This is a genomic window from Streptomyces sp. NPDC060184 (genome assembly GCF_042728795.1).
Classification (GTDB): domain Bacteria; phylum Actinomycetota; class Actinomycetes; order Streptomycetales; family Streptomycetaceae; genus Streptomyces.
In genome coordinates this window covers 32,311-44,813 of the sequence record NZ_JBHWYX010000026.1, presented here as the reverse complement: position 1 = coordinate 44,813, position 12,503 = coordinate 32,311, and the positions used below count along the sequence as shown (strand labels likewise).

The 12,503-nt window shown below is 72.4% G+C and carries 12 protein-coding genes and 1 tRNA gene; 7 read left to right on the top strand and 6 right to left on the bottom strand.

What is annotated here, in order from left to right; all coding sequences use genetic code 11:
* The first annotated feature begins 93 nt into the window (after positions 1-93).
* Together ACFWEE_RS18820 and ssuE are read left to right on the top strand one after the other, a co-directional pair.
* A complete protein-coding gene (locus tag ACFWEE_RS18820) occupies positions 94-864 on the top strand; it encodes an alpha/beta hydrolase (RefSeq protein WP_386890413.1) in 771 nt (256 codons plus the stop codon).
* Between the two features lie 66 nt (positions 865-930).
* Positions 931-1,488 carry an NADPH-dependent FMN reductase gene (ssuE, locus tag ACFWEE_RS18815; RefSeq protein ID WP_386890412.1) on the top strand — a complete coding sequence of 186 codons (558 nt, stop codon included), beginning with the start codon at positions 931-933 and terminating at the stop codon, positions 1,486-1,488.
* A 106-nt stretch (positions 1,489-1,594) separates the two neighbouring features.
* Here the strand turns inward: ssuE and ACFWEE_RS18810 are convergent.
* Positions 1,595-1,668: transfer RNA gene (locus tag ACFWEE_RS18810), tRNA-Pro, on the bottom strand.
* Positions 1,669-1,792: 124 nt separating this feature from the next.
* Between ACFWEE_RS18810 and ACFWEE_RS18805 the strand changes: the two genes are divergently transcribed.
* Both ACFWEE_RS18805 and ACFWEE_RS18800 read left to right on the top strand, forming a co-directional pair.
* Entirely contained in the window at positions 1,793-2,500 is a 708-nt protein-coding gene (locus ACFWEE_RS18805) for a transketolase (RefSeq protein ID WP_386890410.1), read from the top strand.
* A gap of 69 nt (positions 2,501-2,569) precedes the next feature.
* Complete coding sequence (locus tag ACFWEE_RS18800) at positions 2,570-3,466, top strand: transketolase family protein (RefSeq protein WP_386890408.1); 897 nt, start codon at positions 2,570-2,572, stop codon at positions 3,464-3,466.
* A gap of 79 nt (positions 3,467-3,545) precedes the next feature.
* Here ACFWEE_RS18800 and ACFWEE_RS18795 read toward each other — a convergent pair whose 3' ends face one another.
* The 5 genes from ACFWEE_RS18795 to ACFWEE_RS18775 are packed head-to-tail and all read right to left on the bottom strand — an operon-like array spanning position 3,546 to position 7,688.
* The gene (locus tag ACFWEE_RS18795) at positions 3,546-4,115 is read right to left on the bottom strand and encodes a GAF domain-containing protein (protein ID WP_386890407.1); all 570 of its coding nucleotides are present in this window, start codon (positions 4,113-4,115) and stop codon (positions 3,546-3,548) included.
* A complete protein-coding gene (locus tag ACFWEE_RS18790; RefSeq protein ID WP_327179224.1) occupies positions 4,112-4,741 on the bottom strand; it encodes an ATP/GTP-binding protein in 630 nt (209 codons plus the stop codon). Before ACFWEE_RS18790 ends, ACFWEE_RS18795 begins: the two co-directional genes overlap by 4 nt.
* Positions 4,719-5,093, bottom strand: coding sequence for a DUF742 domain-containing protein (locus ACFWEE_RS18785; RefSeq protein WP_327179223.1), 375 nt, complete (start codon positions 5,091-5,093; stop codon positions 4,719-4,721). The genes ACFWEE_RS18790 and ACFWEE_RS18785 overlap by 23 nt, the downstream gene beginning before the upstream one ends.
* Positions 5,090-5,524 (bottom strand): roadblock/LC7 domain-containing protein, encoded by a 435-nt coding sequence (locus ACFWEE_RS18780; protein WP_266712128.1) that lies wholly within the window; start codon positions 5,522-5,524, stop codon positions 5,090-5,092. Before ACFWEE_RS18780 ends, ACFWEE_RS18785 begins: the two co-directional genes overlap by 4 nt.
* Positions 5,525-5,531: 7 nt before the next feature.
* Positions 5,532-7,688 (bottom strand): ATP-binding protein, encoded by a 2,157-nt coding sequence (locus ACFWEE_RS18775; protein WP_386890404.1) that lies wholly within the window; start codon positions 7,686-7,688, stop codon positions 5,532-5,534.
* A 654-nt stretch (positions 7,689-8,342) separates the two neighbouring features.
* Between ACFWEE_RS18775 and ACFWEE_RS18770 the strand changes: the two genes are divergently transcribed.
* The 3 genes from ACFWEE_RS18770 (at position 8,343) to manD (ending at position 12,412) form a co-directional block, all read left to right on the top strand.
* Positions 8,343-9,629: a family 16 glycosylhydrolase gene (locus tag ACFWEE_RS18770; RefSeq protein WP_386890403.1), complete on the top strand. Its 1,287-nt coding sequence runs from the start codon at positions 8,343-8,345 to the stop codon at positions 9,627-9,629.
* Positions 9,626-11,023 (top strand): ricin-type beta-trefoil lectin domain protein, encoded by a 1,398-nt coding sequence (locus ACFWEE_RS18765; RefSeq protein ID WP_386890402.1) that lies wholly within the window; start codon positions 9,626-9,628, stop codon positions 11,021-11,023. The genes ACFWEE_RS18770 and ACFWEE_RS18765 overlap by 4 nt, the downstream gene beginning before the upstream one ends.
* Before the next feature lie 174 nt (positions 11,024-11,197).
* Positions 11,198-12,412 (top strand): D-mannonate dehydratase ManD, encoded by a 1,215-nt coding sequence (gene manD, locus ACFWEE_RS18760; protein WP_386890400.1) that lies wholly within the window; start codon positions 11,198-11,200, stop codon positions 12,410-12,412.
* Positions 12,413-12,503 lie beyond the last annotated feature (91 nt).

Here is a 12,503-nt window from a genome sequence, read left to right as displayed (position 1 = left end):
CGCACCCGCCCGGTCGGACGCCCCCGCCTTCCCGCACCACCCGCACCACCCGCACCCGTCGAACGTACGCACCGCCACCCGCAGGAGCCTCGCATGACCGAGTACACCGACTACTTCGGGCCAGAGGGCCTTCGCACCCGCGGCACCGTCGTCGTCGTGCCCGGCCGGGGCGAGTCCCGGGCGGCGTACGCCCGGCTCGGCCGGCGGCTGGCCGCCGACGCCTACCGCGTCCGCGTCGTCGACGCCCCCGCCATCGACCCCGACGACCCCGCGGGCTCGCTGCACCGCACCGACGCCCTGCTCGCCGAAGCCGCCGAGGGCGCGGCGCCCGGTGAGGACGGTGTGGTCCGTCCTCTCGTGCTGCTCGGCGCCGACTCGGGCGCGGTCGCCGTCGCGGCTCTCGTCGGCGGGGACGGCGCCCCGTCGGCCGTACGGCCGGACGCCGTCGTCCTCGCCGGAATCCCGGCCCGCACCGCCACGGCCGTCGGCGGCTGGGAGGACGAGCTCGACGTCCGCACCGCCTGCCCCGCCCACCGCGGAACGCTCACCGAGGACGCCGGAACACGGCGGGGCGCACTCGACGAGGCGATCCCCGCGTCCCTGCTCACGGCCGCGTACGACGGCGAGCCGGGCGTCCCCGCGCTGCTCCTCGTCGGCGACCACGACCCGCTCGCGGACCGCGAGGCGCTCGCCCGTACGGCGAAGACGCTGGGCCGTGCCCGCCTGTCGGTCGTCCGCGACGCGCACCACGACGTCCTGAACGACCTGCAGCACCGTTCGGTCGCCGCGGAGATCGTCACCTTCCTGGAGACATTGCGCAACGGACTGGTGCCGGTCGTCGCGGTCGATTCGAGTGCCTGGTGAGCGCTGTCGCCGCCGACCGCATCCGGCACCACCGGTTTCCCTGACCCGAAGAGAAAGGCCCGCCCGATGGCAACCATCCTGTCCGTCTCCGGAAGTCCTTCCGCCACCTCCCGCACCGCACGGCTCCTGCGCCATCTGGACGACCGGCTCAGGGAGCAGGGCCACGACGTGACCCCGCTGGACGTACGCACGCTGCCCGCCGAGGCGCTGCTGGGCGCCGACTTCCGGCACCCGGCGGTCGTCGGGGCCGCGGCCCTGTTCGAAGAGGCGGACGGTGTGGTGATTGGCACCCCCGTCTACAAGGCCGCCTACTCGGGTCTGCTGAAGACGCTGCTGGACCTGCTTCCGCAGTACGCCCTCACCGGCAAGACCGTGCTGCCCCTCGCCACCGGCGGCAGCACGGCCCACGTACTGGCCATCGACTACGCGTTGCGGCCCGTCCTGAGCTCGATGGGCGCGGCGCACATCGTCCCCGGCTGGTTCACCGTGGACAAGGACATCACCGTGGGCGAGGACGGCACCCTCACCGTCGCGCCCGGCACGGCCGAGGCGTTGGCCCAGGTCACCGACACGTTCTCCCAGGTGCTCGGCGGGCGTACGACGGTACTCGCGGCCACGGGCTGAGCACCGTCCCCAGCCCGCGCGGCACCCGGCTCCTCGGGGCCCAAAACGACCGAGGGCCGGTTTCGGATCTCTCCGAAACCGGCCCTCGAACAACGACTGTCTCCAGTCGGGACGACAGGATTTGAACCTGCGACCCCTTGACCCCCAGTCAAGTGCGCTACCAAGCTGCGCCACGTCCCGCCACCGTCTGACCTGGGCTTTCGCCCTGGCCGGACCTGCAAGAGAACAATACCAAACCCGAGCCGGTGGTCACGAACACCTTTCCCTTGACCTCAACCTTGATTGAGGTCGCACGATGATCGACATGACGAACTCCACCGGAGCCGAGCTCCGCACGCATGGCTACGCGGACCTGAACCGCCTGATGAGCCTCATGACCGGCGACGAGAAGCACGGCCCCGCCGCCACCTCCACCCTGGACGTGCTCTGGGTGCTCTACGACCGGGTGCTCCGGGTCGGCCCGGCGGCCATGGACGATCCGGAGCGGGACAGGTTCCTGCTCTCCAAGGGTCACGGGCCGATGGCGTACTACGCGGTACTCGCCGCCCACGGTTTCTTCGGGGAGGAGCTGCTCACCGGCTTCGGCACCTTCGACTCGCCGCTGGGCCAGCACCCCGACCGGCTGCTGGTGCCGGGGGCCGAGATCGGCAGCGGTTCCCTGGGCCACGGCCTGCCCCTCGCGGTCGGCACCGTCCTGGGGCTGCGGGCGCAGGGGCGCACCGACCCCAGGGTCTGGGTTCTCGTGGGGGACGCCGAGCTGGACGAGGGCAGCAATCACGAGGCGCTCGCCTTCGCCGGGCCCTCGGGGCTGGAGCAGCTGCACACCGTGGTGATCGACAACGCCTCGGCGACCTACGGCCGGCCCGGCGGGATCGCGGCGCGCTTCGAGACCGCCGGATGGTCGGTGGTGAGCGTGGACGGCGGGGACCACGAGGCGCTGTACGCGGCCTTCACCGCCCCTCACCCCGGTCGGCCGCACGCCGTGGTCGCCCGGACCGCGCCGAAGCGCTGACCGGCCCCTCCCTGCCACCCGCCCTCCAGCCACCCGCCGATCCCGGCAGCAACGGAAGGATCCATCCCCGTGGACACCATGCGCGAACGCTTCATCGCCACCACCACCGAACTCCTGGACCATGATCCGCGCCTCGCCCTCGTCCTGGCGGAGATCAGCCGCGACGGCTTCGAGAAGGCCTCGCGGAGCCATCCCGACCGAGTGGTCAACGTCGGCATCCGCGAGCAGCTGCTGATCGGCGCGGGCGCCGGGATGGCGCTGACCGGGATGCGGCCGATCGTCCACACCTTCGCGAGCTTCCTGGTCGAGCGCCCCTTCGAGCAGGTCAAGCTCGACTTCGGGCACCAGGGCGTTGCCGGGGTCCTGGTGAGTTCCGGGGCTTCCTACGACTCCCCCGCCGCCGGTTTCACCCACATGTCGCCCGGCGACGTGGCGCTGATGGACACGCTCGACGGCTGGAGCGTGCAGGTCCCGGGCCACCCGGACGAGGCGGAGGCCCTGCTGCGGCGGGCCGCGGCAGGGGACGACCGGGTCTACCTGCGGCTGTCGCTGCAGGCGAACCGCCGGGCCATGCCGGTGGAGGGTGACGCCTTCCGCACCGTGCGCGAGGGCTCCCGGGGCGTCGTCGTCGCGGTGGGGCCGACGCTGGACGACGTGCTGGCGGCGACGGAGGGGCTGGACACGACGGTGCTGTACGCGACCACGGTGCGGCCCTTCGACTCCGCCGGACTGCGCAGGGCGGCGGGCGCGAGCAGCGCCGATGTGGTGCTCGTGGAGCCGTACCTCGCCGGGACCTCCGCGGCTGCGGCCGGCGAAGCCCTGCTCGATCTGCCGCACCGTGTGCTGGGCCTGGGGGTGGGCCGCGCCGAGCTGCGCCGCTACGGGCAGCTGGACGAGCACGTCGCGGCGCACGGGCTCGACGCCGCGGGGCTCCGGGGCCGCATCACCCGGTTCCTGCCCGCCTGACGGGGCGGGGCGGGACTGACGCGACTCACCGGGCTGACGGGAGACTGACCGGGCTGACGGGACCGGTGGCGCAACGGTCTCAGCGGCGCGGCAGCTCCCGGCGGTCGATGTGGCCCATCAGCTCCTGGGCGAGCGCCTTGATGGTGACGAGCCCCGCGCGCCCCCACGGCCGGGGGACGGTGTCGACGGCGCAGACGGTGCCGAGGGCGACGCCCGTACCGTCGATGAGCGGGGCTCCGAGGTAGGAGCGAATCCCTATGCCGTCCACGACCGGGTTCCCGGCGAAGCGCGGATAGTCGCAGACGTCGTCCAGCACCAGGGCCTTGCGCCGGACCAGCACGTGCGGGCAGTAGCCGTGGTCGCGGGCGAGGTAGCGGTCGCTCCGGTTGTCGTGCGCGGCGGCGGCTCCGAGGTCGCCGCCGCCCTGGTTGCCCGCGGGGGTGTGCAGACCGGCGAAGAACTGACGGTTCTCGTCGATGAAGTTGACCATGGAGTAGGGGGCGGCGGTCACGGCGGCGACCCGGTCGGCGAAGTGGTCGAAGTTGTCGAACGTCGTGTCCGGCCGCTCCCCCAGGCCGAGCCGGCGCAACCGGGCGGCCCGGGCGGAGCCGTCGCGGTCGACCGGTGTGAGCAGCGGCCTGCCGGTCACGGGTGGGCTCCGTACGTCTGGAGCGGGGCCGGGGCAGGGGCCGCGGTGGCGTTGATGAGGTGCTGGAGGAGGGTCACCAGCGCGCCCGTACCGGAACTGGCGATGCGGGCGTCGCACAGGACGACCGGGACGCCCGGCGGGAGGTCCAGTGCGGCGCGCACCTCGTCGGGGGCGTACCGGTAGGCGCCGTCGAACTCGTTGACGGCGACGATGAAGCCGATGCCGCGCCGTTCGAAGAAGTCGACGGCGGCGAAGCACTCTTCGAGGCGCCGGGTGTCGGCCAGCACCACCGCGCCCAGGGCGCCCTGGGACAGCTCGTCCCACATGAACCAGAAACGTTCCTGGCCGGGGGTGCCGAAGAGATAGAGGACGTGCTCGTCGGAGAGGGTGAGCCGGCCGAAGTCCATGGCCACTGTGGTCGCCCGCTTGGACTCGATCCCGTCGAGGTTGTCGGTCCCCACGCCGACCTGGGTCAGCAGCTCCTCCGTGCTCAGCGGGGCGATCTCGCTGACGGCGCCCACGAACGTCGTCTTGCCGACCCCGAACCCGCCCGCGACCAGGACCTTGAGGGCCACGGGGAAGGGCGCGGGGCGGGCGGTGCTGTCAGAGTTGTCGTCGTAGACCATCGAGCACTGCCTCCAGCAGGGTTCGGTCGGTGGGCATGTCCTGGAACGCGGGGGCGTGCGCGGTGACGGCCCCGCAGTCGACCAGGTCGGAGACGAGGACCTTGGCGACCGTCGCGGGCAGCCGCAGATGCGCGGCCACCTCGGCGACGGACGTGGGGCCCTCGCACAGCCCGAGCGTCACGGTGTGTTCGTGGCCCAGGTGGGCCTGCGGTTGCCTGCCGGTCGCCATGATCAGCGAGAGCAGGTCCAGCTCGGTCGTCGGCCGGGTCCGGCCGCTGCTGACGGTGTACGGACGAACGAGCCGGCCGGCCTCGGCGTCGAGCAGCGGCCCTTCCTGAGCCCGCACCCTCACAGCCCCGGCGTGAACGGTGTCCCCGCCATGTGCCGCGCCGGGGTGGCCAGATACGGTCGCACGCTCTTGACCAGCATGGTCATCTCGTATCCGAGGACCGCAGCGTCGGCCTCGCGGCCGGCGAGGACCGCGAGGCAGGTTCCGGAACCGGCGGTAGAGACGAAGAGCAGGGTCGAGTCGAGTTCGACCACGACCTGGCGCACGTCGCCGTTGTCCCCGAACCTGGCTCCGGCGCTGCGGCCCAGCGAGTAGAGCCCCGCCGCCAGGGCGGCCATGTGGTCCGCGCTGTCGGAGTCCATGCCGTGGACCGACTTCACCAGTCCGTCCGCGGAGAGCAGGACGGCGCTGCGGGTGTACGGAACGCGCTGGACGAGTCCGCTCAGCAGCCAGTCCAGGTCGGCGACCTGACCGGACGTCATTTCGCTCGGCATGGTGCATCTACTCCTTGTACGTGTTCTCGTGACGGGGGTCGGGGTGCTCGTGACGGGGGCCGGGGCGGCCCGCGATTCCCTTGTCGGACGGTGCGGCCGGTGCGCGGACGGGCAGCGGGGTGACCCGTCGGACCGGCGGCGGGGCCGGAGGGACGTACGGGGCGAAGCCGGGCGCGACGGACCCCGTTCCCTGCGGGTGGCCCTGGCCGGGCCCGCGGGGGGACGGTCCGGGACCGGTGGCGGGCGGCGGGCCGTCGCCGCCCGCGGCGGGGGGTTCCGTGTCCTGCGCCGACCGGGCCTCCGCCAGGTCGATCCCGCGCCGGAACGCGGCGACGAGGCCGGGGTCGTGCACCGCGTGCTCGTCCGGGACGCGCCGCACCGGGGGCTGGCGGAGCTGCGGCACCAGGTTCTCCTGGTTGGTGCGCCGGGGCAGTTCGGGGCGCGCCGGGGCGGCGGGCTCGGGTTCGGGGTACGCGGTGGGTGCGGGGTACCCCGCGGGGGCGGGGTGGGACCCGGTCGGCGCGGACCGCTCCGAGGTGCGTTGCGGCAGCGGCGGCCCCTGGGCCTCGCGGCGGATCTGGCGCGGAGGCTGCGGGGTTCCCGGGACGCCGGGCCCCGAACCGGGCACCCCGGGCACACCGGGCCCCGAACCGGGCACGCCGAGCGCGTCGGGTCCCGTGCCGGGTGCACCGGGTGCCGCGCCGAGGGGCCCGACTCGTCCCGGTACGGGACGGAGCCGGTCCCGCGCGGGCGGGAGCTGTTCCTGGTCCGGCCCCCGGGTGCGGTCCGGGGCACCGGGGAGGACGGGTGCGGGGTGGGGTCCGGTGTACCCCGGCGCCGGGTGGGTCTGGGGTACGGAGTCCTGGGCGGGGGGCCGGTGCACGGCGCCGGGCGGGGGAACCGGGACGCCTTCCGGCGGGGTGGTGGTGTCGCTCTCGGTGCCGAGCAGCACCTGCGGGAGGACGAGGACCGCCTGCGTACCGCCGTAGATGTTGCTCTCCAGCCGTACCGCGATGCCGTGCCGACGGGCCAGCGCGGAGACGACGAACAGCCCGATGCGGCCGTCCTGGAGGAGATGGGCGACGTTGACCTGGTCGGGGTCGGCGAGCAGGGCGTTCATCCGGCTCTGCTCCTGGCCCGGCATGCCGAGCCCCCGGTCCTCCACCTCCAGCGCGAAGCCCGCCGTGACGGGCTGGACCCGCAGCAGGACCTGGGTGTGCGGGGCGGAGAACACGGTGGCGTTCTCGACGAGTTCGGCCACCAGGTGGATCACGTCGGCGACCGCGTGCCCGCGCAGGGTGCCTTCGATCGGCGGGACCAGCTTGACCCGCGGGTACTGCTCCACCTCCGCGATGGCGGAGCGGAGCACCTCGGTGAGGGTGACCGGGTTGGACCACTGCCGACGGGAGACCGCCCCGCCGAGCACGGCGAGGTTCTCGGCGTGGCGGCGGATGCGGGTCGCCAGGTGGTCGACGTGGAAGAGGCCCTTGAGGAGGTCGGGGTCCTCCACCTCGTGTTCGAGTTCGTCGAGAATCTGGATCTCGCGGTGCACCAGGGATTGCAGACGGCGCGCGAGGTTGACGAAGACCTCCACCTTCTGTTCGTTGCCCGCGTTGCTGAAGAGCTGGGAGGCCTGCGCCAGGGCGGCCACGGCGGCCTCCTGGGAGCGCGCGATCTCCTGTCCGAGCAGGTCGAAGGCGTCCGCGCCGGGGGCGGTGGGCTGCGGGGCCCGGCGGGCGGGCGGCTCCTCCCCGGCGCGGAGCTGCTCCAGCGCCCGCTGGAGGTCGGCCTGGCCGCGGGCGTTGGCCCGGCGGAGCGCCTGGGCCCGGTCGAGCAGCCCGGCCGCGACCCGGTGGGCGCCGATGCAGGCCGCCGCGACGGCCGTCACGGCGAGCGCGCCCGAGCCGCCGAGCGCGGCCAGCAGGCTGCCGGACGGGCGCACCCCGGAAGCCCGCAGGGTGAAGACGACCGCGGCGGCACCGCTGAGCAGGGCGGCCACGGTCGGCAGCAGCGCCGCACGCGTCATCTGGCCACGCATCCGCACCTCCGGGGCCGGCTGCGCGGCACGTGGCTTCGCGGTGGAGGGGGAACGGCCCGCCGGGCGGCCGTGCCGCCCGCTCTCCCGGCGATCCGGTCGCGCTTCTGGTGCGCGAAGTTGAGACATCAGCGTCCTCGGTACGTGGGGCACCCGGAATCGTTCATGCGGTGGCACCAAAGGGGGTCGGTCAGGCTCCGGATCAACCGGGTGGGCTCGAAGAACATGAGCCCATCGTTGATCACTGAGCACACACGGTAGTCGCCGACGCGGCGGGCGTGAGCGCCAGTTGTCGAACTTGCCCGCCATCCGTCCCGCTCTGGTATGACGGCCCGCACTCACGACCGAATTGCAGCGACCCACTCGAACCGGGTCACCCCCGCGAACCGACGCACGGTCACCGCACCTCCCGGCACACCGCACCACTCCACGCACGACACCGCGCGCGACCGGCACACCGCACCACTCCGCGCACGACACCGCGTACGACCGGCACACCGCCCGGGGGCCCGCCCGCACGGCCGACGGCGGAGCCCCCGCCCGTTCAAGACCTGAAGCGAGCCGCCTGCGCGTCTCCACTCCACGGTCAACAGAAGGTCTGTACCAGCACCTTGACGCCCCCTCTTCCCCTCACTTAAATCAAGTAGTGAATTAACAACCGGCATCGCCCCCTCGGATGCCGGATCGCGTCGCAACCTGTCATGCCCATGACCAACTGGTCCATGGTCACAAGCCCCTGCCCGAAAGATCCGCGACCGGGCAACCCCCACACGAAGTGAAGTGATGATCGTGCGAACCCCTCGAAAGCGCCGACTGGCGCTCGCTGTCGCGTCCCTCCTGTGCGCTTCCGGCGCGCTCACCGCCGTTCCCGCGGACGCGGCACCCGTGACCGCGCAGACCGCCGCCACCGCTGCCGCGGCGACCACGACCTTCTCCGACGACTTCAACGGCGCGGCCGGCTCCGCCCCCGACGCGAGCAAGTGGCAGACGGAGACGGGCGACAACGTCAGCAACCACGAGCGGCAGTACTACACGTCCGGCGCGAACAACGCCAAGCTGGACGGCCAGGGCAACCTGGTCATCACCGCCCGCAAGGAGAACCCCGCCAACTACCAGTGCTGGTACGGCACGTGTCAGTACACCTCGGCCCGGCTGAACACCTCCGGCAAGTTCTCCTCGACGTACGGGCACGTCGAGACCCGGATGAAGATCCCGCGCGGCCAGGGCATGTGGCCGGCGTTCTGGATGCTCGGCTCCGACCTGGGCAGCGTCGGCTGGCCCAACAGCGGTGAGATCGACATCATGGAGAACGTCGGCTACGAGCCGGGCGCGGTACACGGCACCATCCACGGTCCCGGGTACTCCGGCTCCGCGGGCATCGGCGCGGGCTACACCCTGCCGAACGGCCAGGCCTTCGCCGACGCGTTCCACACCTTCGCGGTCGACTGGGCGCCCAACTCCATCTCCTGGTCGGTCGACGGGAACGTCTACCAGACGCGCACCCCCGCCGACGTGGGCGGCAACAGCTGGGTGTTCAACAAGCCCTTCTTCATCATCCTGAACCTCGCGGTCGGCGGCTACTGGCCCGGCGACCCCGACGGCTCCACGCCGTTCCCGAGCCAGCTCGTCGTCGACTACGTGCACGTCACGACCAGTGACACCGGCACGACTCCTCCCCCGGCCACCGGCGGCTCGATCACGGGCATCGGCGGCAAGTGCGTCGACGTGGCGAGCGCCGCCACCGCGAACGGCACCGCCGTGCAGCTGTACGACTGCAACGGCTCCGCCGCCCAGAAGTGGTCCGTCAACTCCGACGGCACCATCCGCGCCCTCGGCAAGTGCCTCGACGCCAAGGACGCCGGCACCGCCGACGGCACCCTGCTCCAGCTCTGGGACTGCAACGGAACGGCCGCGCAGAAATGGGCGACCCCCGCGGCCAAGGACATCGTCGGCATCCAGTCGAACAAGTGCATGGACGCCACCGGCAACTCCTCGGCGAACGGCACCCGGCTCCAGCTCTGGACCTGCTCCGGCACGGCCAACCAGAAGTGGACGGTGAACGCCGCGTGAGCCCGCGTGCGGACGCCCGCCGCCCCTGGGGCCGGTCCCTGGCGCTGCCCTCGGCTCTCCTCCTCGCGGCGGGGGCGTCCCTCCTCTCGCTGCCCGCCACCGCGCAGGCGGCGGTGACCGCCACCGGCGCGATCACCGGCATCGGCGGCAAGTGCGTCGACGTCGCCGGTGGATCGACGGCCAACGGCACCGCGGTCCAGCTGTACGACTGCAACGGCTCCGCCGCCCAGCAGTGGTCCGTCAACTCCGACGGCACCCTCCGCGCCCTGGGCAAGTGCCTCGACGTCAAGGACAACGGCATCGCCGACGGTTCCCAGCTCCAGATCTGGGACTGCGCGGGCAGCGCGAACCAGAAGTGGACGGTGTCCGCGGCGCACGACATCGTGAACCCGCAGGCGGACAAGTGCGTGGACGCCACCGGCAACTCCTCGGCGAACAGCACCCGGCTCCAGCTCTGGACCTGCTCCGGCACGGCCAACCAGAAGTGGACGGCCCCTTCCGGCGGCGGCACGCCCGCACCCGGCGGGACCATGGCCGTGGCCCCGTACCTCTACAACGGCTGGGGCAGTCCGCCGAGTCCGACGACCGTGATGAACGCGACCGGGGTGAAGTGGTTCACCCTGGCGTTTGTCCTGAGCAACGGCTACTGCAACCCGCAGTGGGACGGCTCGCGGGCACTGACCGGCGGGGTCGACCAGCAGACGGTCAACACGGTGCGCGCCGCGGGCGGCGACGTCGTCCCGTCGTTCGGCGGCTGGAGCGGCAACAAGCTGGAGAGCTCCTGCTCCAGCGCCGGTGAGCTGGCCGCCGCGTACCAGAAGGTCATCAACGCGTACGGCCTCAAGGCGATCGACATCGACATCGAGGCGGACGCCTACAGCAGCGCCACCGTGCAGCAGCGCACGGTGGACGCGCTGAAGACCGTGAAGGCCAACAACCCCGGCATCAAGGTGTACGTCACCTTCGGCACCGGCCAGAGCGGTCCCGACAGTTCGCTGATCAACCGGGCCGCCTCCGCGGGGCTGACCGTCGACAGCTGGACGATCATGCCGTTCAACTTCGGCGGAGCCGGCCAGAACATGGGCAACCTCACCAAGCAGGCCGCGGAGGGCCTGAAGAACGCGGTGAAGAGCGCCTACGGGTACACCGACGACCAGACGTACCGGTCGATCGGCATCTCGTCCATGAACGGTCTCACCGACAACGGCGAGACGGTGACGGTGGACGACTTCCGCACCATCCTCGCGTACGCCCAGCAGCACCACCTGGCACGGCTGACCTTCTGGTCGGTCAACCGTGACCGGCCGTGCACCGGGGGCGGCGCGGACACCTGCTCGGACGTCAGCCAGCAGGCGTGGGACTACACCCGGGTGTTCGCGCAGTACACCGGGTGAACCACGGTGTGGTGGCCGGGTCCCGACGGGCCCGGCCACCACACACGTGTGCGGGAGGGAGGCCCGGGCGGAGCACCGGCGACGGGGCTGATGGAATACCGGGCAGGGCGGGGCCACAACGTCGGCCCCGCCCGGTATCGCACAGCCCTGCCCAGCACCGGAAAGAGCACGCGCATGAAGATCGTCGACGCGAAGTTGATCGTCACCAGTCCCGGTCGCAACTTCGTCACACTGAAGCTGACGACCGACGAAGGGCTCACCGGGCTCGGCGACGCCACGCTCAACGGGAGGGAACTCGCCGTCGTCGGCTACCTCCAGGACCATGTGCTGCCGCTGCTCGTGGGGCTCGATCCGCACCGCGTCGAGGACACCTGGCAGTACCTGTACCGGGGCGCCTACTGGCGGCGCGGGCCGGTCACCATGGCCGCGATAGCCGCCGTGGACGTGGCGCTCTGGGACATCAAGGCCAAGGCCGCCGGGCTCCCGCTCTACCAGCTCCTCGGCGGCGCGAGCCGTGACCGGGTCCGCACCTACGGCCACGCCAACGGCGCCGGCATCCCGGAGCTGCTCGACTCCGTCCGGGCCCGCCTCGCCGAGGGGTACCGGGCGGTCCGCATCCAGACCGGTGTGCCGGGGCTGAAGGCGGTGTACGGGGTGCACACCACCGACGAGAGCGGTGCCGCCGTGCTCCACCAGCAGGCAAGGCCGCTGGTCGAGGACTGGGACACCGACGCCTATCTGCGGCACGTGCCGGCGGTCTTCGAGGCGGTACGGGCGGAGTTCGGCGCCGAGCTGCCGCTGCTGCACGACGCCCACCACCGGCTCACCCCGATCCAGGCGGCACGGCTCGGCAAGGACCTGGAGCCGTACCGCCCGTTCTGGCTGGAGGACTGCACGCCCGCGGAGAACCAGGACGCGTTCCGCCTGATCCGCCACCACACCACCACGCCGCTCGCGGTGGGTGAGGTCTTCAACACCGTCCACGACTACCAGGCGCTGATCACCGAGCGGCTGATCGACTACGCGCGGTCGGCGGTCACCCACTTCGGCGGGGTCACCCCGCTGCGGAAGCTCTTCGACTTCGCCGCGCAGTACCAGGTCAAGGCCGCGACGCACGGGCCCGAGGACATCTCCCCGGTGGGCCTGGCGGCGGCGGTCCATCTGGACCTCGCCGTCCACAACTTCGGCATCCAGGAGTACTCCGGGCACTCGGCCCTCACCGAGGAGGTGTTCCGGCACGCCTACACGTTCACCGACGGGCACCTGCACCCGGGCGAGGCCCCGGGCATCGGCGTGGAGCTCGACGAGGAGCTGGCCGCCGCCCACCCGTACGAGCCCGCGTATCTGCCGGTCAACCGCCTCCAGGACGGCACCGTCCACGACTGGTGACGCCGGGGGCGCCCTGGGGCGCCCGCTCGCTCCCGCCGTACCCGATGCCCCGGACCACCGCGCCTCCACGCGCCGCGGTCCGGGGCATCGG